21 protein-coding genes, 1 pseudogene and 1 other annotated feature are annotated in these 25,122 nt (G+C 41.4%); of the genes and pseudogenes, 5 read left to right on the top strand and 17 right to left on the bottom strand.

Annotated features, from left to right (window positions below):
* Positions 1–3: 3 nt before the first annotated feature.
* From WAX46_RS01800 to acsA, 4 genes are all read right to left on the bottom strand, one after another.
* Positions 4–1,242 (bottom strand): restriction endonuclease subunit S, encoded by a 1,239-nt coding sequence (locus WAX46_RS01800; protein WP_336493271.1) that lies wholly within the window; start codon positions 1,240–1,242, stop codon positions 4–6.
* Entirely contained in the window at positions 1,232–2,824 is a 1,593-nt protein-coding gene (locus WAX46_RS01795; protein WP_336493270.1) for a type I restriction-modification system subunit M, read from the bottom strand. The genes WAX46_RS01800 and WAX46_RS01795 overlap by 11 nt, the downstream gene beginning before the upstream one ends.
* 363 nt (positions 2,825–3,187) lie before the next feature.
* Complete coding sequence (gene tyrS, locus WAX46_RS01790; protein ID WP_336493269.1) at positions 3,188–4,456, bottom strand: tyrosine--tRNA ligase; 1,269 nt, start codon at positions 4,454–4,456, stop codon at positions 3,188–3,190.
* 53 nt (positions 4,457–4,509) lie between these two features.
* Positions 4,510–4,747: a binding site (T-box leader), on the bottom strand.
* Positions 4,748–4,805: 58 nt separating this feature from the next.
* Positions 4,806–6,530 carry an acetate--CoA ligase gene (gene acsA / locus WAX46_RS01785; protein WP_336493268.1) on the bottom strand — a complete coding sequence of 575 codons (1,725 nt, stop codon included), beginning with the start codon at positions 6,528–6,530 and terminating at the stop codon, positions 4,806–4,808.
* A gap of 155 nt (positions 6,531–6,685) precedes the next feature.
* On the opposite strand from acsA, the gene WAX46_RS01780 reads away from it, so the two are divergent.
* The 3 genes from WAX46_RS01780 to WAX46_RS01770 are packed head-to-tail and all read left to right on the top strand — an operon-like array spanning position 6,686 to position 9,155.
* Positions 6,686–7,318 (top strand): GNAT family N-acetyltransferase, encoded by a 633-nt coding sequence (locus WAX46_RS01780; RefSeq protein WP_226566517.1) that lies wholly within the window; start codon positions 6,686–6,688, stop codon positions 7,316–7,318.
* A gap of 38 nt (positions 7,319–7,356) precedes the next feature.
* Positions 7,357–7,998 carry a CBS and ACT domain-containing protein gene (locus WAX46_RS01775; protein ID WP_226566518.1) on the top strand — a complete coding sequence of 214 codons (642 nt, stop codon included), beginning with the start codon at positions 7,357–7,359 and terminating at the stop codon, positions 7,996–7,998.
* On the top strand, positions 7,995–9,155 hold the full coding sequence (locus WAX46_RS01770; protein ID WP_336493267.1) for an acetoin utilization protein AcuC: 1,161 nt from the start codon (positions 7,995–7,997) through the stop codon (positions 9,153–9,155). Before WAX46_RS01775 ends, WAX46_RS01770 begins: the two co-directional genes overlap by 4 nt.
* A gap of 44 nt (positions 9,156–9,199) precedes the next feature.
* On the opposite strand, the gene ccpA is transcribed toward WAX46_RS01770, so the two are convergent.
* The 11 genes and pseudogenes from ccpA to WAX46_RS01715 all read right to left on the bottom strand — a co-directional run bounded on the left by ccpA (position 9,200) and on the right by WAX46_RS01715 (position 20,901).
* Positions 9,200–10,201 carry a catabolite control protein A gene (gene ccpA, locus WAX46_RS01765; protein ID WP_226566520.1) on the bottom strand — a complete coding sequence of 334 codons (1,002 nt, stop codon included), beginning with the start codon at positions 10,199–10,201 and terminating at the stop codon, positions 9,200–9,202.
* A 435-nt stretch (positions 10,202–10,636) separates the two neighbouring features.
* Positions 10,637–11,713: a bifunctional 3-deoxy-7-phosphoheptulonate synthase/chorismate mutase gene (locus WAX46_RS01760; protein ID WP_226566521.1), complete on the bottom strand. Its 1,077-nt coding sequence runs from the start codon at positions 11,711–11,713 to the stop codon at positions 10,637–10,639.
* A 212-nt stretch (positions 11,714–11,925) separates the two neighbouring features.
* Positions 11,926–12,248: pseudogene (ytxJ, locus tag WAX46_RS01755) on the bottom strand (bacillithiol system redox-active protein YtxJ).
* A 30-nt stretch (positions 12,249–12,278) separates the two neighbouring features.
* Positions 12,279–12,749, bottom strand: coding sequence for a YtxH domain-containing protein (locus WAX46_RS01750; RefSeq protein WP_336493266.1), 471 nt, complete (start codon positions 12,747–12,749; stop codon positions 12,279–12,281).
* A gap of 25 nt (positions 12,750–12,774) precedes the next feature.
* Entirely contained in the window at positions 12,775–13,194 is a 420-nt protein-coding gene (locus tag WAX46_RS01745) for a DUF948 domain-containing protein (RefSeq protein WP_226566524.1), read from the bottom strand.
* Between the two features lie 380 nt (positions 13,195–13,574).
* A complete protein-coding gene (gene murC / locus WAX46_RS01740) occupies positions 13,575–14,873 on the bottom strand; it encodes a UDP-N-acetylmuramate--L-alanine ligase (protein WP_226566525.1) in 1,299 nt (432 codons plus the stop codon).
* A 301-nt stretch (positions 14,874–15,174) separates the two neighbouring features.
* Positions 15,175–17,916, bottom strand: coding sequence for a DNA translocase FtsK (locus WAX46_RS01735; RefSeq protein ID WP_442895651.1), 2,742 nt, complete (start codon positions 17,914–17,916; stop codon positions 15,175–15,177).
* A 195-nt stretch (positions 17,917–18,111) separates the two neighbouring features.
* Positions 18,112–18,717 (bottom strand): YtpR family tRNA-binding protein, encoded by a 606-nt coding sequence (gene ytpR / locus WAX46_RS01730; protein WP_226566527.1) that lies wholly within the window; start codon positions 18,715–18,717, stop codon positions 18,112–18,114.
* Positions 18,718–18,733: 16 nt separating this feature from the next.
* A complete protein-coding gene (locus WAX46_RS01725) occupies positions 18,734–19,546 on the bottom strand; it encodes a DUF1444 domain-containing protein (RefSeq protein ID WP_226566528.1) in 813 nt (270 codons plus the stop codon).
* Positions 19,547–19,565: 19 nt separating this feature from the next.
* Complete coding sequence (locus WAX46_RS01720) at positions 19,566–19,886, bottom strand: thioredoxin family protein (protein WP_226566529.1); 321 nt, start codon at positions 19,884–19,886, stop codon at positions 19,566–19,568.
* Complete coding sequence (locus tag WAX46_RS01715; RefSeq protein ID WP_226566530.1) at positions 19,873–20,901, bottom strand: PTS transporter subunit IIC; 1,029 nt, start codon at positions 20,899–20,901, stop codon at positions 19,873–19,875. Before WAX46_RS01715 ends, WAX46_RS01720 begins: the two co-directional genes overlap by 14 nt.
* A gap of 200 nt (positions 20,902–21,101) precedes the next feature.
* Here WAX46_RS01715 and WAX46_RS01710 point away from each other — a divergent pair, with 200 nt between their 5' ends.
* Positions 21,102–21,548 carry a YtoQ family protein gene (locus WAX46_RS01710; protein ID WP_226566531.1) on the top strand — a complete coding sequence of 149 codons (447 nt, stop codon included), beginning with the start codon at positions 21,102–21,104 and terminating at the stop codon, positions 21,546–21,548.
* A gap of 172 nt (positions 21,549–21,720) precedes the next feature.
* Here the strand turns inward: WAX46_RS01710 and WAX46_RS01705 are convergent, their stop codons facing one another.
* Positions 21,721–22,794, bottom strand: coding sequence for a M42 family metallopeptidase (locus tag WAX46_RS01705; RefSeq protein ID WP_336493264.1), 1,074 nt, complete (start codon positions 22,792–22,794; stop codon positions 21,721–21,723).
* 199 nt (positions 22,795–22,993) lie between these two features.
* Here WAX46_RS01705 and WAX46_RS01700 point away from each other — a divergent pair, with 199 nt between their 5' ends.
* Positions 22,994–23,308, top strand: coding sequence for a PepSY domain-containing protein (locus WAX46_RS01700; RefSeq protein WP_003217759.1), 315 nt, complete (start codon positions 22,994–22,996; stop codon positions 23,306–23,308).
* A 48-nt stretch (positions 23,309–23,356) separates the two neighbouring features.
* On the opposite strand, the gene WAX46_RS01695 is transcribed toward WAX46_RS01700, so the two are convergent.
* Entirely contained in the window at positions 23,357–25,054 is a 1,698-nt protein-coding gene (locus WAX46_RS01695; protein ID WP_336493263.1) for an NAD-dependent malic enzyme, read from the bottom strand.
* Between the last annotated feature and the right edge of the window lie 68 nt (positions 25,055–25,122).

The following is a 25,122-nucleotide window of genomic DNA, read 5'->3' as shown; positions in this document are numbered from 1 at the left end:
TTGCTAGACAAACATCTTTTGTAAAAAGGCTTTTTTTGTTTGTTTTAGAATATCTAGTTCTTTTTGATGTAAAGCGATTGTTTTGTCTAGTAGTTTGAAGAAGTTGCCGATTTGGGTTTGTTCATCTAATGATTTAGGCACTACTATTTTAAATTTTGAAAGAGACTTTTGACTAACACCCTTAGCTGTTCCCCCACTGGACATTGAATATAGTTTATTAATAACAATGGGCGACCGAAGCAATGTACTAAGAAAATCATCCGTGATCTTAGCACCGTCTACATCAAAAGCTATTGTTCTTTGACTAAGAATATACCCTTTATTATCAGGTACTTGAGCCACATTTCCCATGGGTGCTTCCGTAGTGAATAATACTTGCCCTTGTTTTAACTCCTTATCCCCCATCCACTTTTTATAAAGTTCCTCATCACCGTAATAGGCATCTACATTTAAATCTATATATCCATTTTTCACATTCAAAGCTGATAAAGCTAAATAGCCACTTTTGCTCCAATCAAGCCCAAGTTTTTTTGGCGTTCTTCCTCTGAAATCAATTATACTATTAATGTTATCAAAAAATTTTCTTTCTTCCCATTCCCCACTAAATCCAGAAAAACGAATTTCCGGTACGGACTCTCCTTCTTTTGGAAACATTTTTTGTAAGAATCCTTGTTTCGTTTGTTTTAAGATGTCTAGTTCTTGTTGTTGAATAGCAATTGTTTCGTCTAACTTCTTAAAAAAGTATCCTATTTTCATTTGTTCTTCTAAAGATGTAAATAGGAATGGGATTTTGGAGATTTCGTTTTTATTAATCTTTTTAGGAAAAGCAATATGCAGTGTCTTTCTCCATAGTTCTTTTTGCATTGTTGGAGCATGAATATTGGCTTGTAAAAAATATGGATTTAATAATTGGGATTTAAATAAAGCAAGACTAACATAATAAGCGATAGGAATATCTTCATCTACGACATTCGCTGTTCCTATATCACCTATTCTAGTCATTAACACATCATTTTTTTCAGGTCTAATTTTAAACTCTTTGTTAAATGCTTCTTCACTTATATACTTTGAGGACTTAAGGTTTTTTATATTTTCAACACTTAAGAACATAACGCCTTCATTTTTATATTTTGGAGTTTGATGTGTACCATCATATACATTTGCAACTTCTTCTAACTTCCGTTCTTCCCACTCCCCACTAAATCCCTTAAACCTCACTTCTGGCACTCTTTTACTTCCCACGCTTAAACACCTCTAACGCACCTTTCATCCATTCTGCGTCTTTTTCATCAAAATTCATGGAAAAAATCATGTCATATAAATTAGACTCTAGCTCTTCTTTTTCTTTTCGAATCTCTTGAATTTTTGCTCCGATGGCGGCCATATCGACAGGCTCTTCTTCTTCAAATGTATCGACATATCTTGGGATATTTAAGTTGAAGTCATTTTCTTTGATTTCCTCAAAACTTGCGACATGTGCATACTTTTCTACATCTTCTCGTTTTTGATATGTCTCTACGATTTTATCAATGTTTTCTGTAGACAATTTATTTTGATTTTTTCCTTTGGTAAATTCTTTACTGGCATCAATAAATAGTACATCACGCGTTGTACGGTTTTTCTTTAAAATGATGACAGTGGTTGGAATGCTTGTACCAAAGAATAAGTTTGCTGGTAAACCGATCACCGTATCAATGTGTCCATCTTCTAGTAATTTTTTACGTATGACACCTTCTGCTGCGCCTCTGAAAAGAACACCATGTGGCAGGACAATCGCCATGGTTCCAGAATCTTTTAAGTGATATAAGCCGTGCAATAGAAAAGCAAAGTCCGCTTTTGATTTCGGTGCTAATTTCCCATAGCGATTGAAACGTGAATCATCTAAAAATGTATCATCTGCTGACCATTTGGCTGAATATGGCGGATTCATTAGAACTGAATCAAATGTATATGGCTCATCGGTCGGCCAGTCTTTATTTAATGTATCCCCGTTACGCAGGCGCATGTCTTCGTAATCAACACCGTGCAAGATCAAGTTCATTTTTGCTAAGTTATAAGTCGTTGTATTCAGTTCTTGCCCGTGATATTTCACACTTTCTGGATATTTAATATAATTACGAACATTTAACATTAAAGAACCAGAACCCATTGTAGGGTCATACACGCTGAATAATTTTTTCTCTTCTTGTCCCATTGCCACAATACGAGCCATCATGATAGACACCTCATGTGGTGTATAGAATTCTCCCGCTTTTTTCCCTGCTTCTGAGGCAAATTGACTGATTAAATATTCATAGGCATCTCCAATGACATCTCCATTATGGCCAATGACATCCACATCATTTAACTTTTTCAATACTTCTGTTATCGTGATATTTCGCTGCTGATCATCTGATCCTAGTTTTTTCGATTTCAAATCCACATCATCAAACAAGCCACTAAATTGAAGATATTTCGTCGATAAATCAATAAATGCTTTATTTAAATCATTTAATTGAAAGGTATTCTGTTTTGCCTGACTCGCTAACTCACTAAATAAATACGCTGGCTCGATATCATATCCTATCGTATCGACTAATGTTTCGATTAAGTCTTTTTGAATATCCTCATCTGATAATAACTCTTTGTATAATTGCGCTTGTTTATCCTGTGTATCGTATACTTCCGGCGATTCATATGCAACTTCGATGACTTTTTCTAATAATTGGTCAGATAAATACTTATAGAAAATCAAACCTAATAAATAGTTTTTATACTCTGAAGCGTCCATTTTGCTTCTAAGATCATCTGCGGCACTAAATAATTTTGTATGTAATACAGCCATCGTTATTTCCTCGCTTTTCTTTATTGATCATGTTGTTTTAATCCTTCCGTATGAATTACTTTTTATCATACGAATTCATCGTATCATAGTCTTATTTCATCGACAATCATTTCAAGTATTCACAGGAATTACTATTAATTTATAGAACATACTCAATAGATACTGGCATGTTTCTTCATTAAAAATCTATCTAGACTCTATTTCAAAAAAAATATGATAAAAGTGAACAAGGTACTGTTTGTTTCGTATGAGCCGATGCCAAAAGACTAGAGATTCGTTCTGCTAAAAGTCTGTTAGACTCTGTGACCTTATTTGTCATAAAAAAATGCAGCCGGTTCTCTCAGCCCGGCTACACATTGAGTCTTACTTGTAAGTGACAAGGAAGTATTTCTTTTTCCCTCTTCTTAAGACGGTAAATTGGTTTTCAATTCGGTCTTCGTCTGAAAGAACATAGTCTTTATCGGTTTGTCTCTCTCCGTTGATGTAAACTGCACCATTTGTAATATCCTCACGCGCTTGACGTTTTGAAGGAGACAGCTTTGATTCAACAAGTACATCGACAAGTGTCAGCTCTTCTGTGCTGCTTTTTTCCATCGAAGGGACATCCTTAAAGCCTACTTTTACTTCTTCAGGTGAAAGAGATTTGATCTCGCCTTTAAATAGCGCATTTGAGATGTTCACAGCCTGTTCTAGTGATTCACGGCCATGTACAAGCGTTGTAACTTCTTCTGCTAAACGGCGCTGCGCTTCACGCTTTTCAGGGGCTGTTTGCACTTTTTCTTCATACGATGTGATCTCTTCTTTTGATAAGAACGTAAAGTATTTTAAGTATTTCACGACGTCACGGTCATCTGTGTTGATCCAGAATTGGTAGAATTCATATGGTGACGTTTTTTCTTTATCTAACCAGATCGCGCCTCCTTCTGTTTTCCCAAACTTCGTGCCATCTGCTTTTGTGACAAGCGGCATCGTGAGACCAAATGCTTTTTCACCTTCTGCCTCAGACTTACGGATCAACTCAAGTCCAGAGGTGATATTTCCCCACTGGTCACTTCCACCGATTTGAAGCTTACAATTTTCATTTCTGTAAAGGTTTAAGAAGTCTAAAGATTGTAGGATCACGTAGCTGAACTCTGTGTACGAAATCCCTGTCTCCATACGAGAGCTGACGATATCTTTTGCCAGCATGAAGTTCACTCCGAAGTTCTTTCCAATATCACGAAGGAACGTGATGACATTCATTTGGCTGATCCAGTCATAGTTATTGACGATAACTGCTGGGTTTTCACCTGCTTCAAAATCAAGAAATTGAGACAACTGGCCTTTGATTTTCTCTGACCACTGTTCCACGATTTCTGCTGGGTTTAGAGAGCGTTCTGCTTTTTTGAAGCTTGGATCGCCGATCAGTCCAGTTGCGCCCCCAACAAGTGCAATCGGGTGATGGCCTGCTTCTTGGAATCTGCGCAATGTTAAAATTGGCAAGAGATGACCAATGTGCAAGCTGTCAGCTGTTGGATCGAAGCCGGAATATAGCTTGATTTTTTCTTCTGTTAGTAATTTTGTCAAACCTTCTTCATCTGTTTGCTGCTGAATTAAACCTCTGTACGATAAATCTTCCATCAATTCGCTCATATCCAAATCTCCTTTTTTTACGATTCAACATAAAAAACGCCCCTTCGTATGAACGAAGGGACGATATATATCGCGGTACCACCCTGCTTAAAAGACAACACATCACGTCTTTTCACTTACACTGATAACGGACAGATCCGTTCTTTCACTAATGAGGCAGCATTTATGCTCCTTTTCGTAAAAGCGGTTCGTGAGGGTAATTCGAATATCTCTTTGTACTGACTCGCACCAGCCGTCAGCTCTCTTAAACAGGGAAAGATGATTCTACTGAATCTCAGTCAAAACCTTTTCATATTCAACTAAGGTCATTTTTAACATACTTTTGATTTCAAGTCAACTGACGGAGAAATTAATCTTCCATTGTCGAAAGGTCGCCAGCAGGTAAATTCAGCTCCCACGCTTTTAGCACACGTCTCATAATTTTTCCGCTTCGCGTTTTTGGTAGTTTTTCTTTAAACTCGATTTCTCTCGGTGCTGCATGTGCAGCGAGTCCTTTTTTCACAAATGTACGAATCTCTTCTTTCAGCTCATCTGTTGGCTCATATCCGCTCCTGAGAGCAATGAATGCTTTGATAATTTCACCGCGGACTGGATCTGGCTTTCCAATGACACCAGCCTCTGCAATGGCCGGATGTTCAACCAGCTTACTTTCAACCTCAAATGGACCGACTCGCTCTCCTGATGTCATGATGACATCATCGACACGTCCCTGGAACCAAAAGTATCCGTCTTCGTCCATATAAGCTGAATCTCCTGAAACATACCAATCTCCCGGCATAAAGTAAGATTCATATTTTTCAGGATTGTTCCAGATCGTATGCATCATGGATGGCCAGCCTTTTTTAATTGCAAGATTCCCCATTCGGTATGGCGGAAGTTCATTCCCGGCATTATCCACAATCGCTGCTTCTACGCCTGGAATTGGTTTCCCCATTGAACCTGGTTTGATGTCCATGCATGGATAATTACAAATCAGCTGTGCTCCTGTTTCCGTCATCCACCATGTATCATGAATTCGTTTGCCAAACACAGCGTCTCCCCAACGGATGACTTCAGGATTAAGAGGCTCCCCTACACTTAAAACGTGACGGAGCGAGCTGAGGTCATAGTTTTGAATGAAGTCGTCCCCTGCCCCCATCAGCATTCTGAAGGCTGTCGGCGCACTGTACCAAACAGTCACACCAAGTGATTCAATGGTTTCATACCACGTATCAGGATTGAACCGGCCACCTAATATGACATTCGTCGCCCCATTTAACCATGGTGAAAAAATGCCGTACACCGTACCCGTTACCCAGCCAGGATCAGCTGTACACCAGTAGACGTCATCTTCTTTCAGGTCAAGTACCCATTTCCCGGTCTGGCCTTGCTGCACCATTGCGCCATGGACATGCAGGACACCTTTTGGCGTACCGGTTGACCCTGATGTGTAATGAAGCAGGAAGCCGTCTTTTTCATCCATCCATTCAATGTCGAGTTCCTTTGCTGCCTGCTTAAACGATTCTTCGTAGTGAATCGTCCGCACGCCATCCACGTCTTCCTTGTCACCGCCGACAATGATGACAGATTCAAGTTTTGGAAGGTCTGCAAATGGTATCCGCTCCAGCAAATCAGGCGTCGTCACAATCACTTTTGCCTCACTATTTTCTAAACGATCTTTGACGGCTCCCTCCATAAATGCCTCAAATAACGGGCCAACGATCGCACCAATTTTGACAGCGCCAAGCAGAAGAAAATAGAGCTCAGGTGATCTTGGCATAAAGATAAAGACACGATCCCCTTTTTGCACATGCGCTTTTTCTCTTAATAGATTTCCCGCTTTGTTTGTGTTGATTTTCATATCCCTGAATGTATACTTTTCATCCCTCTGTGAATCTTTGTAGTGAAGTGCCACCTTGTTTTTACGAAACGAGTCCGCATGTCTGTCAATCGCTTCATAGGATACATTTACTTTTCCTGTTTCATACCAGGAGAAGTTTTTTCTCGCTTCCTCCCATGTGAATTCTTTGTATGCCTGCTCATAATCATTTAAATGATAGTTCCCTTTTACTGATAGTAGCGTTTCCACTTGCATCAAACAGTCCCCCTTTGCATACGTTTACAATGATCATTATAGTATAGATGACTTTTTTTCTCAATTTTTAAAAAACTTATAATGAAACCATTTTAATTCTTTCAAGATTTAAGATAAAATAGAAACGACTCACTAGAATTTGAGGCGGTGGATACGTGGAGCATCCTAAAACTTATTATTCAAAAACAATTGAGCGAGAAACAGGTAACATCCTTATTGAAGGCCCAGTACCTGCATCAGAGCTTGCGAACTACACGTTTCATGAAGGACTAACGGCATTTCGCACGCCTGAGGAACAGAAACAAGCACTTGTTGAAATAGCAGATCTACCTGAAGGACGTGTGATCATTGCAAGAGTGGATGAGCTTGTCGCAGGCTATGTCACGTATTTGTATCCTGATCCACTTGAGCGCTGGTCAGAAGGCAACATGGACAATTTAATTGAGCTTGGTGCCATTGAAGTCGCTCCTCCATTTAGAGGTTGCTCACTCGGCAAGCATTTACTGAATGTGAGCATGATGGATGAGCAAATGGAGAACTACATCATCATGACAACTGAATATTACTGGCATTGGGATTTAAAGGGGACAAAGAAAAACGTTTGGGAGTACCGCAAAATGATGGAGAAAATGATGAACGCAGGTGGTCTTGTCTGGTTTGCAACAGACGAGCCAGAGATCAGCTCACATCCTGCCAATTGTTTGATGGCGAGAATCGGCAAAAATGTGAGTCCTGATTCGATCGAGCGTTTTGATCGTCTTCGCTTCCATCAGCGCTTTATGTATTAACGTTCAATTCGTTTTTTTGGCAAAGGGGATTGGTAAACATGATGATTGAACAAATTATGGAGCGTGATGTGATCACGCTGCGAAAAACCGATACGATCGAAGAAGCCATTCAAAAAATGAGTGCTCATCACATTCGGCATATTCCCATCGTATCTGATCAAGGATCTGTCATTGGGATGGTGACAGATAGGGATATTAAAAACGCCAGTCCAAGTATTTTCGAAACAGAAAAAAGACAGCTTTTTATTCAGCGTCCGGTTGAAGAGATCATGGTGCTAGAGACGATCACCGCTCACCCGCTTGATTTCGTTGAGGAGATTTCAAGTGTCTTTTTTGAGCACGGAATTGGTTGTCTTCCAGTTGTTAGACGCGGCAAGCTTGTAGGCATTATCACGAAGACAGATTTACTTCGTACGTTTGTTAGACTGACAGGTGCAGATCAGCCTGGGTCACACTTAGAAGTGGAAGTGGAGCAAATGACAGAGGGGCTCGCAGATATTACGGCCATTTTAAAGGAGCAGCATATTCAAATGCTGAGTGTGCTTGTGTACCCACATGCAAATGAAGCCTCTAAAGTGCTCGTATTCCGCCTTCAAACCATTCATGCAGATCATGTGACGAAGCTGATTCGAGCAAAAGGCTACAAGGTGCTTTGGCCTATGGAGCAGACAATCAAATGAAAGAAGCGACCTTTGTTTTTTCACCATCTTTTCAAACGTACCAGTTTCATCAAGATCATCCCTTCAATCAGCTTCGCGTCTATTTAACATACGATCTTCTTCAAAAAATGAAAGCGTTAACGAATGATGAGATCATCGCACCGCGTATGGCGACGCTCGATGAATTAAAGCTTGTTCATACGGCAGATTATATTCAAGCTGTGCAGCGGGCAAGTGAAGGAAAGCTGTCTACAGCAGAGGGCGAACGCTATGGCCTTGGCACTGAGGATACACCGATGTTTGCAGGGATGCACGAGGCGGCTTCTCTCCTTGTCGGCGGAACATTAACAGCAGTTGATCAAGTGATGCTGGGTCATTCGCATCATGCGCTCAACCTTGGCGGCGGGCTTCACCACGGATTTAAAGGGCGTGCCTCTGGCTTTTGTATTTATAATGACAGCTCTGTGGCCATTCAATACATTCAAAAGACATATGGCGCAAGGATTTTATATATCGATACTGATGCTCATCACGGGGATGGTGTGCAGTTTAGCTTCTATGACGATCCAGAGGTATGTACTGTATCCATTCATGAAACAGGTCGCTACTTGTTCCCTGGAACTGGACAAGTACAGGAAAGAGGCCACGATAAAGGCTATGGCTATGCGTATAATATCCCTCTCGATGCATTTACAGAAGATGAATCGTTCCTCGAAGCATACCGAACAGCAGTAACTGAGATTGCTACTTTTTTTAATCCAGACGTGATTTTAACGCAAAATGGGGCGGATGCTCACTATTATGATCCTTTAACCCATTTATCTGCCACCATGAAAATATATGAGGAAATTCCTAGACTTGCCCATGAGCTTGCTCATCAATATTGTGACGGAAAATGGATTGCTGTTGGCGGGGGTGGGTATGATATTTGGCGCGTTGTCCCAAGGGCATGGAGCCGCATTTGGCTTGAGATGAAAGGCATCACACCGCCAGCTGAGCTTCCACAGGACTGGATTCTAGCATGGAATAAGCAATCACCTGTCACCCTTCCATCGACATGGTCAGATCCTGCAGATTTATATCCACCGATACCAAGAAGAGCAGAAATCACAGAAAAAAATACACAAACGGTAGAAAAAGCACTCATGCCTGTTAGAAGAGAAAAGAAAAATGCATAAGAAAAGCAGGCCTTCACTGATAAGGTGAGCCTGCTTTCTTGTTTTTATTTTGTTGATTGTCTTTCTTCAATTCTGTGTGGCAGTTCGACAATTTGATCTTCCACTTGTTCTTTGTTCATCAGCTTCGTGAGCAGTCTCATTGCGACAGCCCCAATATCGTATGTCGGCTGAACAACTGTTGTCAGCTGAGGACGTACCATAAGGGAAAGTCTTGTGTTATCAAAGCCAATGACTTCTAGGTCTTCAGGAATCGATACACCTCTGTCCTGCGCTCCGTGAATAACCCCTAAAGCCATCTCATCTGTTGCTGCAATGACAGCTGTCGGCTTATCAGATTGCTCAAGCAGATTCGCAAGGGCTTCAATACCGGAGTCATATGAGTAATCGCCTTCAGCAACGAGTACATCGTCAAACGCAATACCCGCTTCTTCTAGCGCACGCTTATAACCAGCAAGCTTTCTCACAGAGTTAATTGGTTCTGACAACGGCCCAGATACGAAGGCAATTCGTTTATGTCCTTTTTCAACTAATAATTGAACTGAATCATAAATGGCCTGCTCGTAGTTAATGTTCACAGATGGTGTTTGTGCCTGCTCTTCAACGGATGCTGCAAGAACAATCGGTACAGGAGAGCGCTTAAATTCTTCGACATGGACATCTGTGATGTTGCCGCCCATAAAGACAATCCCATCCACTTGTTTGCCTAGCATCGTATTTAACAAATGAAGCTCTTTATCTGTATTTTGGTCTGAGTTGCTCAAAATGATGTTGTACTTGTACATTGTGGCGATATCTTCAATCCCGCGTGCAAGCTCAGAATAGAAAATACTAGAAATATCAGGGATGATAACCCCAACTGTCGTTGTTTTTTTACTTGCAAGACCTCGTGCCACTGCGTTGGGACGGTAGCCAAGACGATCAATCGCTTCAAGCACCTTTTTTCTTGTTGTTGGTTTTACGTTCGGATTTCCATTCACAACGCGTGATACTGTTGCCATACTTACATTTGCTTCTCTTGCTACATCATATATTGTAACATTATTCACAAAATCACTCCTTCAAATACACTTCATATCTATAGCATTCACCAATTGGATAAAGACATGTCAGATACGAGGAAAATAATATCCTATTTGTCATTAAAACGATGAAAAGAAACACATAATTTTTCAATCTACATCAAAATGACATTCTTTTATGAAATTATACACGTTTTTTGGTCATATGAAAACGTTCCCTTTCTTTTTATAACTAAATTAAACAGAATATGCTTGTTACCTTTATATTGAATCATATTTCATAAAAAGTCATCGTAAACGTCAGCTATGACAATGATCTTAGCAGATTCTGTCGAATTTTAAAAATGAAAACATTATGAACAAGCACTTTTTAAGCTTTCAATGAGTTTTTTACCTATTATTTCGGATTTTCTCCATGAAAAAAACCGCCGGGCTTTCATCCGGCGGCTACTCTGTCTATGATTACGCGTGAATGTTAACAAGTGGTCTTAAGGCGTCTAACCATTTTTCAAATTGAGGAATGTCCATTTGCTGCGCTGAATCAGATAGGGCAACAGATGGGTCTGGATGCACTTCTGCCATGACACCGTCCGCTCCAATAGCAAGAGCTGCTTTAGCCGTTGGAAGAAGAAGATCTCTACGTCCAGTTGAGTGCGTCACATCAACAAAGACTGGTAAATGTGTCTCTTGTTTTAAGATTGGCACAGCAGAAATATCTAGTGTATTTCTTGTTGCTGTTTCATACGTGCGGATACCACGCTCGCAAAGGATGATTTGGTCATTTCCTTGTGAGATGATGTATTCAGCTGCATTGATGAATTCTGAAATTGTCGCTGCTAGACCGCGTTTTAAAAGAACTGGTTTATTCACTGATCCTGCTTCTTTTAATAGCTCGAAGTTTTGCATGTTACGTGCACCAATTTGAATCACATCAATATGATCAATTGCTTTTTCAATATGAGCAGGGTTTACGATTTCACTAATGACAGCTAGACCGTATTCATCAGCTACACGCTTTAGGATTTTTAGACCGTCAACGCCAAGCCCTTGGAAGTCGTATGGACTTGTACGAGGTTTGAATGCACCTCCGCGAAGAAGTTTTAGCCCCTGCTTTTTAGCTGCTGCCGCTACTTCTGCGACTTGCTCGTAGCTCTCAACAGCACATGGCCCAACGATGAAGCGTTGTTTTCCATCACCGATGGCTTCCCCATTAATATTCACGATTGTATTTTCTGGTTTTTTCTTACGAGAAACAAGGAGTGCTTTGCTGTGATCATCTTCTTGAAGCTCTAGACCTGCTTTGAAAATTTCTTTGAAAATATGCTGGATGGTTGAATTTTCAAATGGTCCATCATTTTCCTCAAGAATTTGGTTCAGCATTGTGCGCTCTCTGACAGGATCATAACGGTTGACACCTTGCGCTTCTTTGGCCTTTCCGATTTCTTTTACAATGTTTCCTCTTTCATTGATCAATTTTAAGATTTGAAGATTTAGTTCTTCTGCTTGCTGTCTCAATTGCTCTAGTTCATTGTTGCTCATTTTTGTCATCCTTTCCTCTGCCTGTTCTCGCTTTTTATTTTTCATTCTCTAATGATAGGGTTTATTATAACAAAGATTTCCGAATTGTCACGAATAAATTCTTTATCACCTAAACGCTTTTAAGTGATAAAGTATTATGTGTAATTATAGCATACTTTAGATTCAAGTAAACCTTTTTTATAAAAAAAACGTCAGCAATTGCTGACGTTTTTCTACATATTATACTCAAGTGCTTCTTTTGTTATACTTGAGTGAGATACATGCCATTTTATTTTTCCGCCGCTAAAGACGAGTGCCTGAGGGCTTTCGTGCTTCACCCCTGTCTTTTCTGCTACATAGGCTGAAAGCTCTCTTGTGTTTTGAATTTCCAAAAATAGGTAGGTACGTCTCCATGTGCACATGCAAATGCTTCAAACTCTTTAAAAGCAGCCTTGCTGATTGGACATGTCAAACTGTGCTTAAAAAAGACAAAGGTCCCGTCTTGATTCATTAGTTGATCAAACTGTTCTTCTGTTTCAATGAGTTGTTTTGACATGGTGTGCTCCTTCCTAAATTGAACAGCAAGTTAGCCTTTAATCGATTGTTCTACTTTTTCTTTGACATCGTTGATGCCGTCTTCAATTTCAGATGTTGCTTCTTGTGCTCTTACTTTTGCTTCGTCTGCTACATCTGACGCTTCGCTCGCTATATTAGCTGTAGCATCTTTTGCTTCACTTTTCACTTGATTAGCTTTTCCAGCGGCACGCTCTTTTATGTCTTTCACTTTGTCTAAAATTTGATTTGATTGCTCTGCAACCAGCTGAGACCATTCAGACGTTTTATCCTTTGCAATCGTCACATATTCAGTGCCTTTCTCCTTTGCATCTGTTGTGAGTCGATCGGTTTTTTCTTTTAAAGCATTCGCTTGGTTGTTCAAATCATTGCGAAGCTCTTTCCCTGACTTCGGTGCTAAAAAAAGTGCTGTTGTTGCACCAATAATGCCACCAATAAGTGTTCCGATCAAAAAGTCTTTGCTATTGACTCCATCTTTGCTCATGATTCTTCCTCCTATGCGAAATGGTTTATTTTTGGTACTTGCGCTGTTTCCATTTTTTATAAATTTCAAGTGCTGCGTTACTCCAGCTTACCACATCCGTGACTTTTTCTTGATTTCTTTCAACCGATGAAGAAACTGCACCAGCTGCCTGCTTGATGCTTGTATTAAATTGGTTAATGGAGCCGCCAATTCCCTGCACCGCATCCACAACTGTGTTGAGTTTTGCCGATTTTTCTTGAATATCTTCTGCAAGCTGATTCGTCTTATGTAGCAACTGTGCTGTCTCTGTTGTGATGCCTTGCATCTGACCTTCAAGACCTTCTAAAGTTGATGCGACATTCTTTAATGTCAGCTGTAAGGATTTTAATGTTTTGGACAAATAGATGACAAGAATGAGGAAAGCAATTGCGATCAGTGCAACGCTTAGATATAGAATTATAATCATTTCATACCTCCTTTGCTGCGGGCATATTCAATTCATTACCCTCTCGTTGTATCATTCAAACATCGCCTAGAATGACCGATTGAATAATAATTCTACACTTTTTCGTTAATTCCTGTCCACAGGGAACGAAAAAAGCAGCAGATCTTGACACATTTAGCTACTCTATCACATTTTATTCAAAATAAAAAAAGTGCTAAAATGTTTTTTATTTTAGCACTTTGTCTTCTTTTCAGGATGATAGAAAACCCTTAAACTAGGAAGGACGAGCACGGCGCAGAGCGAATTTGACATTCGTAATTACCGGCACCTGCGGGCGAATGCGAGGGTTTGTCTACACGCTGAAAGTGCCGATTGAAACGGCACCTTTCGTTCATGAACATTTAGACAGCAACTTTTTCATAAGCACGCAGATATTTTTGAATGTCTCCTGCTCCCATAAAGATCAGAATCGCATCCTCGTGTGCTTTCAGTACAGATGTATCTTTTTCCTCAATCAATTGAGCTTGCGGGATTTTTCCTCGTAGATCTTCAATGCTCAATTTACCAATGTTTTCACGAGCTGAACCGAAGATATCACAAAGATACACATAGTCTGCTTTCTTTAAGCTGTCAGCGAATTCAGTTAAGAATTGCTGTGTACGTGTGAAGGTATGCGGTTGGAAGACAGCGACAATATCACGGTCTGGATATTTTTGACGAGCTGCTTCAATTGTTACCTCAATTTCAGTTGGGTGATGCGCATAATCATCAATTAAGACCTGCTCACCGACTACTTTTTCATTAAAGCGTCGTTTTACACCGCCAAATGTCGTTAATGCCCCTTTGATCAGTTCTACATCAATGGCTTCATAATGACATAATGCAATCACTGCTAACGAGTTGAGGACATTATGATTTCCGTACGCAGGAATGTAGAAGGTATTATAAAACGTATTGCGCACAAATACATCAAATGTGGTGCCTTCTGTATTTTTCACAACATTTCGAGCCTGGAAATCATTCTCTTCATTGAATCCATAGTACACAACAGGCACTTTCGCTTGAATCTTGAGCAAATGCTCATCATCTCCGCAAGCGATAATGGCTTTTTTCACTTGAAGCGCCATGTTTTGAAACGCATCAAATACGTCATCAATGTCCGAGAAATAATCAGGGTGATCAAAATCAATATTGGTCATGATTGCGTAATCTGGGTGGTAACTAAGAAAATGTCTGCGGTATTCGCATGCTTCAAATACAAAATACTCGCTGTTTTCTTTCCCCATTCCAGATCCATCACCGATTAAGTACGAAGTAGGCTTTGCTGATTGCATCACATGTGCAAGCAGTCCTGTTGTGGATGTTTTGCCATGAGCACCAGTAATTGCAACGTTTGTGAATGAATCCATGTATTCTCCAAGGAATTTGTGGTAACGAATCACAGGAATCCCTTCGGAAAGGGCACGTTCAATCTCAGGGTGTGTATCAGGAAATGCATTTCCTGCAATGACCGTCATCCCTGGCTGAATATTCTCCGAGTCAAATGGAAGAATTTTTATGTTTCGTTCTTCTAATGCTTTTTGTGTAAAGATATGTTTTTCGATATCCGATCCTTGGACAGTATACCCAGTATCATGGAGAATTTGGGCCAGTGGACTCATACCTGTCCCTTTTATTCCAACAAAATGATAAACAGTCATAATTGTACCTCCAACAAACGTCTATCTGACTTACAGTATATGACGCTCATTTCAATTTGCAACTTGTGATTTTCGTCTCTAGCTGATCACAGTTCGCAGCTCCAATTAAAAATTTTTTTCCGATCTTCCTCTTCTAATCAATATTAACTATGATTAGTATCTGACAACTTTCCCATTTCTAACACCTGCTTTTGCTCATTTTACATCAAAACGTTTAGGCAGGCATACAAAAAGCGTCCAATTACAAAATTGCACCTATGTGCTATCATACCATGTTTATCAGAAAAATGAAGTGATTTGTTTAGATCAACTGTTCTAAATCACTCAGTGTCATGAGGACTTCTCTTGGCTTACTGCCTTTCGCACTGGAGATCATTCCTTCACGTTCCATCATGTCAATCAATCTCGCTGCACGATTGTAGCCAATTCTAAACCTTCTTTGCAAACTTGATGTACTTGCACTATTTTGCTCGATTGCAAACCGGCAGGCATCGATAAACAATTCGTCTTCGTCTGTAATAGCAGAGCCTTGGAGCATCAATTCCTCCTGTTCGAAAAGGAACACAGGCTTGCGCTGTTTTCTCACATGGGAGACCACTTGATCGATCTCGCAGTCTGATACAAAGTTCCCTTGCAGCCTTGTCGGCTTGCCGGAGCCATTTTCTAAAAAGAGCATGTCTCCTTTTCCGAGAAGCTTTTCTGCACCTGCCATGTCAATAATGGTTCTTGAATCCACTTGACTTGAGACAGAGAAAGCAATTCTTGTTGGGATGTTGGCTTTAATGAGGCCTGTGATGACATCAACAGATGGCCTTTGCGTCGCAATCAGTAAATGGATGCCGCATGCTCTTGCTTTTTGTGCAATTCGGCAAATGCTTTCTTCGACTTCATTTGGTGCGACCATCATTAAATCCGCAAGCTCATCGATGACAACGACGAGATACGGAAGTGTTTCACCTATTTGCTTTTCTTTCACAAGCTCATTGAATCGTTTGATTTCTCTCACACCGGAGTGAGCAAACAGCTCATAGCGTCTTTCCATTTCATCTACTACCCATTTCAGGGCAGCTGTCGCTGTCTTGGCGTCGGTAATGACAGGACTCACGAGATGTGGAATGTGATTATACGGCGCTAGTTCGACCATTTTAGGGTCGATTAAGAGCATTTTTACTTCATCTGGTGAGGCCTTAAACATCAAGCTCACAAGAATGGTATTAATGCAGACACTTTTTCCTGAACCTGTTGCTCCGGCAATTAAGCCGTGCGGCATTTTTTGCAAATCAACCACGACGGGCTGACCTGAAATATCTAATCCGAGTGCTGCCGTTAAAGGAGATGGATTGTCTCTAAATGCACTGCTTCTAACCATTTCTCTTAAGAAGACCATTTTACTGTGCAGGTTCGGCACTTCGATTCCGACCGTGTTCTTTCCTGGGATTGGTGCTTCGATTCGAATATCCTTTGCGGACAAACAGAGTTTAATATCATCTGATAGGTTCGTGATTTTGTTCACTTTCACGCCAGGTTCAGGATGTACTTCAAATCTTGTGACAGAAGGACCCTGTGTGACATGGACCACACTTGCTTTTACATTAAAATTCTTAAGCGTTGCATTGAGTAGCTCTGCCCGCTCATTCACCCATGTCCCGTCCTCTTCTTTTTGAGCTGGCGGTACGTCTAGAAGGGCTAAGCTTGGAAAAACATATCCATGTGCATTCGACGTTTTCTTTTGCCCTTGCACACGCTGGTCACTTTTTAACATCAAGACGTTAAAAGGAACTGTTGAGGTTTGACCGCTTGAGCGCTTCGGCTGCGGTGATGTCTCTTTTGGTTCCTCTGGCTGCTTTACTTCATGCGTTTGTTTCTGCTGAACTGATTGATCAAAGGCGATTTCTGATGGCCCGGAGGCAGTTAGTTCATCTGTTACTGGTTCTACTTGCATGACTGGATCATCTATGCCCTCATCTTCTACCATAGATTGATCACCCTGCTGATCATGTATGATAGCTGGCTCAGTTTCTTCAGATTCTGCTGCCGGCACTTCTTCTTGTCTTTCTTCTAACGAAGCGGCCTCTGGTTCCTTCATAGCATCCGCTGTCATGTCTTCTGTCAGTGACGCTTCTTCTGCTAGGCTAACTGCTTCCATTTCAATCGCTGATGGTGAATATTCGGCCGTTTCATCAAATGTACATGCTTCTATTTCCTCAGCATAATCTTTAAGCTGGATCATCGGCTCGTCTCTTTCTTCTTGTTCGTCAAAGACTACCTGTTCCTGCTCAGATTCTACTGGCTGATCTTGATATACACGTTCTTGCTGCTTATGTAAGACAGTTTCTTTATGACTTTCAGGTTGCGACAAAGCTTGATCCTTTTCCTCTGATTTTGTAATAGGTAAGCGCTCCATCGTCGTCTGGACGTGATCCTGATAGGCGAGTTCCTCTTGCAATGTAAGAGGCGTCGTGACTGTTTGTCTATCTGCTCCCTCTTCTGGAGGAGCCGAAGCCGTTTTTTCCATGCGATTTTCTTTCCGTAAAGACGGGATGTTCATTTGCTGTCTCACATTCCGTTCACGTTCTGCCTCTTCTGATAGCAGTGTAACACGCTGTGCCGTTTCTTCTGCTGCTTTTATTTGAACAGAGGGTGCTTCTTCTTTCACTTCTGTGCGTTTTGGCCGCATATCCTGGTGGTAGCCATAGATCGGTGAAGGGATTTGCTCTGTTTTGAATGGCTTTTTCTTCATATCAGGCTGCAATGTTTGTTTTGGCTGATACGTCGTCTGCTTTGCCTTTGGCTGTCTCCCGCGCCTTCTCTCCCGCTGCTTTACTCCGTCACGTGTTGGTTCATCTGGAACGAGAGGAAAGCGGAAGTTGCCTTTCGGATACTCATAAAATACTTTCGTATCTTCAATTTTTTTATATTCTTTATTTTTTTCAAAAGTTGACCGCTTTGGCGCACCCGGACTTTCTTCAGGTCTATCGGCTTTTTCTTCTTTCTTTTCTTCTCCTAAAAATACACTGAAAAATTTATCAAACCAACTCATTATTTATCACTCTCTTTAACTCCCCTTACGTTTTCTTGGGCGATTTTAAGTATACCATTGCTTTTTCATGCAGAACAGCGAGAAAAGTGTCGCTTTTTGCTATTCATTCTGTAGTAGATGAAAAAAAGCCACTAAGTACGTACTTAGTGACTTTTGGTATAACACATTCTTCGCTCATAAATGCCCGTTTATGGGAGGTTAGCCTTCAAAGGGTTCGCCAGCTTGGTGGCTACCTTCTAGAACTAGAATACCTTTTTCAGTAGGTGCATCTGGAAGATCTAATTCTTTTGCTGAACAAATCATTCCACTTGATGGTATACCTCTTAGTTCAGCATCCTTGATCACCATACCGCTTGGCATTACTGCACCGACCTTGGCCACGACGACATATTGACCTTGATCAACGTTTGGTGCACCGCACACGATTTGTAATGTTTCTTCGCCAACATCTACTTGGCATATGTTTAATTTATCCGCATTCGGATGCTTTTCCTTTTCCTTCACACAGCCGACAACAAACTTTGGTGATAAATCGACAGTTAATGTTTCACTGACACCGTTACGTTTTAAAATTTCGTTGATATCTTGAACAAGCGTTTCAGAAAGCGGTACAGATCCGTTTTCTTCAATTTTCATGTATTTGGATGCGTTAAAGATGTTAAAGCCTGTTGTTTCTTTTGTCTCTTGATTGAAGATTCTCACCACATCTCCAAATGTCTCATGACCTACTTCTTCTTTTGTCACATCTTTCAATGAAATGAGGAGTGTATCGCCAACACCTTTTGCATTATAAAAAACGTTCATTCTTCTAAATTCCCTTCTACTGCTGTTTTGGTCTGCTTTTCGCAAGAATAAAGATTGGTTCAAGCTTACCTTCGTCATATAAAAATGACAATGCGGTAATTGGAACCGTGCCGCTGGCGAAGAAGCTCATCGACATTTGCCCTAAAATATCATAGCCAGATTCATTCCGTACATCTGCAATGATAAACACGTCTTGGTGAGGAACAGAAATGGCCATCTGCCCCTCTATTTTTTGCGCGTATTCTTGTAAAATCGATTCATTTAAAAGTCTGCTTGCATCATACCCGTCATTCGCACGGAAGAAATAAAAACGATTGCCCGCAACTTCATCCATTTTCACGACGGTTTCAAGTGAGCGGACGTTAAAGCTTGCGGTTTCTCTGATTCGCTCTTTTGTCCAGTTTTCCCTTTGAAGCATCTTCTCATCAATTAATCTGTAGGTGCTTCCAAGGTCAAGTGCATAGTAGATTCTTGTTTCAGCTGTATGCTCATCAAAAACGAGCGGAATCTCATCACTTGATGTCTCTGGAAAGGAGGTCGAACGAATGACCGGATAGATCTGCTTTTCTTTGCCTGATATGTGCTGCGCTTCTCCTTTCATTGCGCTTAACGCCTCTTTCACATAATAGATGATCTCATCCAGTGTTTCATCAGGCTTTACTTCCCACTTCGCAATCATCTGCGGAAGTTCAAGCGTGATGCCTTTCCCTGTTTGTTTATCTTCAATACGAAGCGTATCTTTTTCCCGATCGAACTGGTGTGTCCAACTGTCATTGGTCAGACGGCTTTTCAAATGATTGGCAAGCTGTCTTGATGTCATTTTTGCCATTGATAAGACTCTCCTTTCGTTATTTAGAAAGAGAATCTGTTAAAAATGCTTCAATCTCTTCCTTTGTCTTATGATCTTTGCTGACAAAACGGTTGATCTCTTGTCCGTTTTTAAAGACTAGAAAGCTTGGAATACCGTAAATTTCCCACTCTGTACAAGTATCAATGAACTGATCTCTATCGATATAAAAATATTCAAATTCTGGGTAATTTGCTTCAAGCTCTGGCAAGAACGGTTCAATAAATGTGCAGTCCGGGCACCAGTCCGCTGAAAATAGTAAGACCGTTAAGTCTTCTTGAATCACTTTTTGTAATTCTTCGTTTGATTCAATTTTTTTCATGTTTGATTCCTCCAGTTTGTATGGTTAAATCTCCGAATTGTATATAGCCTTTCTTTCTCATCCATTCTGATACTACCAAACTAATCACTGCCGGGCCAACGATATGCAAGAGAGCGATCGCGAGTAAAACGGATGGATGAAACCCCATGACTGTCAATGTCATGAGCTGTCCGACAAAACCGCTCGTTCCCATACCCGCTCCTGCCGCATTATTGACCATCCCAAAGCCAATAATACCAATTGGCGCAAGTATGAGCCCTGCAATTGTCGGCGGAATGAGTATGAGGGGATTTTTCACAATGTTCGGCAGCTGTAGTTTTGACGTCCCAATGCCAACAGCAGCAAGACCGCCAAAGCGATTTTCTCTAAATCCTGCGGCGGCAAAGCCGATCATTTGGGCGCAGCAGCCGATCGTTGCAGCACCTGCGGCTGTCCCGCTTAAATCAAGCATCAAGGCAAGCGCAGCACTTGAGATCGGTGAGCTAAGGGCAAGTCCCACAATGGTCGCCACTAGCATGCCCATGATCAGCGGGCTTTGATCTGTTCCCCACATAATGAGCCTGCCTAATCCTGTCATCATCGCCTCAATCCCTGGTCCAATCAAAGCGGCGGTGAAAAAGCCAGTGATAATGGTCACAAGAGGCGTTAAGATAATGTCAATTCTTGTCTCATCACTGACGAGTTTGCCTAATTCTACACCAATTAAAGCAGCCACAAAGCTTCCAGCAGGTCCTCCGAGTTCCGCTCCTGCAGCACCTGAAACAACACTCGCAAAAATGATCAGAGGAGACGCATTCAAGCGATAAGCAACTGCTACACCGATCGCTGGTCCCATAAGCCCCATGGCGAGCGTCCCCATTTTGATCATGAGCGGAAGTGATAACAGGCCTCCTGCTGTTTTTAAAATAAGCCCTACCACTAATGTAGCAAATAGACCTAAAGCCATATAAGAGAGTGCATCAATGAAATAAACCTTTGGCGAAAGGGAAATACCCTTTCTTTTCAAATAAGTCATCAACGTCGTCTTCCTGCTTTCTCATAGGAAAGACGAAGAGACCTGTCCTTCCCATTATATGTAGTATTCTTTCGATGAAAAATAGTCTCTACCATGAATATCATAATCATATTTTTTTTGCTTTATCAAGCACTTCTTGTGTAACATGAAAAGAAACAGGGCAAACCTTTACTTAGTTTGTGCAAAAGGAGGAGATCGTTATGCAATTAACCGTCTATTTAGCTGGAGAAATTCATAGCCAGTGGCGTGATGAAATCAAGGAGAAAAGCCATTCTTTGAAATTACCTGTGACATTCGTTGGTCCAATGGAGAATCATCACTGCTCAGACAACATCGGTGAAGACATTTTAGGTGAGCAGCCGAATGCCATTTTGAAAGACGATGCCGCTTCTGATTTGAACAATTTCCGTACCGAAATTTTATTAAATAAAGCAGATGTCGTCATTGCCCGGTTTGGTGAGAAATATAAACAGTGGAACACTGCTATGGATGCCGCTTCTGCCATCGCCAAAGGGAAACCTCTTATTTTAATTCGTCCAAAGGAATTACATCATCCATTAAAGGAGCTATCGAACAAAGCGAATATCACTGTGGAAACAGTGAATCAAGCGATCAAGGCGTTATCTTACGTGTTTGCACAGGAATAAGAAAAAAGGCTAAATGGTTTTTATTTTAGCCTTTTTTCTAGAAAGGACGAGCATCGGAGCAGAGCGAATTTGACATTCATGAGCACCGAAGCGCAGGACTGCGGACGAAATCGAGGGTTTGTCTACACGCTGAAGGCTGCCCGCATTGAGGGGGCACCCTTTTCTATTACGTTTACACCTGTTGAAAAATGGACTCCACAGTGCTTTGATCACAGCTTTTGACAAGGCGGACAATCAATTCTTTTGCAGCTGCATAATCATCCACATGCAAGATAGAATGACTTGTATGAATATAGCGCGCGCAAACACCAATGACAGCAGACGGTACACCTTGGTTAGAAATATGAACACTCCCAGCATCAGTACCACCTGGCGATACAAAGTATTGGTATGGAATGTTGTTTGTTTCAGCAGTATCGAGCACAAAGTCTCTCATGCCCCGGTGCGTAATCATCGTTCGATCAAAAATACGAAGAAGTGCACCTTTCCCAAGCTGGCCGAATTGTGTTTTATCACCTGTCACATCATTTGCAGGACTCGCATCTAAAGCAAAGAATAGATCCGGCTGAATCATATTTGCTGCTACTTCTGCACCTCTTAGCCCTACTTCCTCCTGAACCGTTGCGCCTGAATATAGCTGACAGGAGAGTGTTTCGTCTTTCAACTCTTTTAATAATTCAATCGCAAGTCCGCAGCCATAGCGGTTATCCCAAGCCTTCGCTAAAATCTTTTTCGGATTGGCCATTGGAGTGAAGACTGTTGCAGGGACAATTTGCTGTCCTGGGCGAATGCCAAGCTCCTTTGCCTCTTCTTCGCTATCAGCACCAATGTCAATGAGCATATCTGACGGCTTTACAGGTCTGTTTTTTTGTTCTGATGTCAGAAGGTGAGGAGGGGTACTGGACACGACACCAGGAATTGGCCCATGATCGGTATGAACATCAACACGCTGCGCCAGCATCACTTGACTCCACCAGCCACCAAGTGTTTGAAAACGAATCATCCCGTTTTTGGTAATTGACGAGACCATGAAACCCACTTCATCCATATGACCAGCCACCATGATTTTTGGCCCATTTTTTGGATCTTTCCGCACGCCAAACACACCGCCAAGACGATCCTGAATGAGTTCATCGGAATATTTCTCAAGTTCCTTTTTCATAAAAGCACGCACATGGTGCTCATTACCTGGTGTTCCCTGCAATTCTGTTAAATTTCGGAAAAGCGATAATGTTTCTTCGTTCATTCTACAGTTTACCTCGTTTCTATGTAATGACCATATATATTCCTATAAACATAACACTCACTTTATACTATAAGAATTCTTTCGGTTTTCCAAGTATCTCTCCGGAAATTTTGAATATGCTTTCAAGTATTCGGATTTCTTAACATCATTGGACAAGTTTTGTATAATGGAAAAAACAACAATACGGAGGTGCAGCACGTTGAAGTTAAAACATGTTCTGATTGGTGCGAGTATTGGCGTAGCCGCTGCAATTGTTGCAAAGAAAGTATTTTTCCCTACGTATATCTCGTCTGAAAAAGCGTTAAAAATTGTGAAATCTGCTTTTAAACAGCGCGGCCCAATTGATGGCTCTTGGATTTATACTGTACCAGAACCGTATACCGTAAATGGTGAAACGATTGATGTGTACAAATCTGGCATTACCCGCTCTGCCTTTGGCGAGCTTGAACAGTACGAAGTCATGATTGATGCAAAAACAGGCATGATCGTTGATGTCATTGATTCTGTTGCTTGATCAAGAAAGCTTCGCAAGGACATGTTCCTCTGCGAAGCTTCTTTTTTTTTATATGGCTTTGATTTTTTTGTACACAGGGTGCCACATAGCGTCTTGCACAGCCTGTATGAGATCATCAGGCGTTTCTTCGGCAACCCCTTCGGCAATCGCGGCTTGCGCCACACGGACAGCCACTGTCGCTGAAACCGTTCGAAGCTGATCGACACTCGGCAGCATCGCCGCACCCGGTTTTCCGACATTGACCATGCTGGCAATGGCTTCAGCACTCGCAACAAACATGCTATCCGTCATCAGGCGGGCTTTAGACACAATGGTTCCAAGACCAAGCCCCGGAAAAACAAGAGCATTATTAGCCTGCCCAATTTCATATGTAACTCCTTTATATTCCACAGGATTAAACGGGCTTCCCGTTGTCACAAGGGCACGTCCTTCTGTCCACTCGATGAGATCATTCGGCTTTGCTTCTGAAAGAGGCGTCGGATTAGACATCGGTAATATCGCTGGGCGCTCGACGTGTGACGCCATTTCTTTCACAATGTCCTCTGTAAATGCCCCTCCTACCGTCGAGGTGCCAATTAAGATGGTTGCTTTCGCTTGTTTGACAACCTCTAATAGATCAATGGAGTGTTTTGGACCATTACGGGCATACTCCTTTACTTCCTCAGAATGTCTCGCATACGGCTTTTGGAATGGTTGAATTTCAGGCGAATCATCTGTAAGCAATCCAGTTTTATCAATACACCAGAAGTGGTCATATGATTCCTCTTCTTTAACCCCATCTCTTACAATGGCATCACGAATTTGCTCAGCAATCCCAATACCTGCCGTACCCGCTCCAAAGATGACAATTCGGTGGTCCTTAAGTGGAACCTTCGATGCTTTTGCACATGATAGAACCGCAGCAAGTGAAACCGCTCCAGTTCCTTGAATATCGTCATTAAATGTACAAATGTGGTCCTTATATTTTTCTAAGATCGCACGGGCATTCTTTGTGCCAAAGTCTTCCCAGTGAAGAAGCGCATTTGGAAAGGTGGCACGGGCAAGTTCTACATATTGATCAATGAACTGATCATAACGTTCTCCTCGAACGCGAGAATGCTGATTTCCCACATAAAGCGGATCATTTAGAAGGCTTTCTTGATTTGTCCCAGCATCAAGTACAACTGCCAGCACGCGGCTAGGATCAATGCCTGCTGCCGCCGTATAAACAACCAATTTCCCGACTGAAATGGCTATTCCACCAACGCCCCAGTCTCCGATGCCTAAAATACCTTCTGCATCCGTCGCAACGATTAAATCAATGGATTCATCAACACCGTAGGATGCGAAAATCTCTTCCATGCCTTCTAGGTCATCAATAGATAAATAAAGTCCTCTCGGTTTTCTATACTCATGGCTATAACGCTGAATCGCCGTTCCTACGGTTGGGGTATATACGATCGGAAGCATTTCAGCCAAATGCTCATTCAATAATTTGTAAAAGAGTACTTCGTTTCTGTCATGAAGCGCTGTTAAATAGACATTTTTCCCAAGTGCATCTGGCTGTGCTTTAAACTGCTCGTATGCACGCTTTGCCTGGTCTTCTAAAGTTAAGACCTTAGGGGGGAGAAATCCTTTTAAACCAAGCTCTTCCCGCTCCTCCTTTGTAAATGCAACTCCTTTATTTAAATAAGGGACAGACATGATTTCCATCCCTCTTAATGGTGTTTCAATGACATCATCATGTACACGATAAAATTGGTTCACCTGCACTCTTCCTTTCACAAGTTCATATTGTCTATTTTGTATGAAAGGTGAAAAAACATACAGATGAT

The organism is Bacillus sp. FJAT-53060, assembly GCF_037104745.1.
Lineage (GTDB): Bacteria > Bacillota > Bacilli > Bacillales > Bacillaceae > Bacillus > Bacillus stratosphericus_B.
The sequence above is the reverse complement of the archived record's forward strand: the minus strand, read 5'-3'. Positions and strand labels throughout refer to the sequence as shown.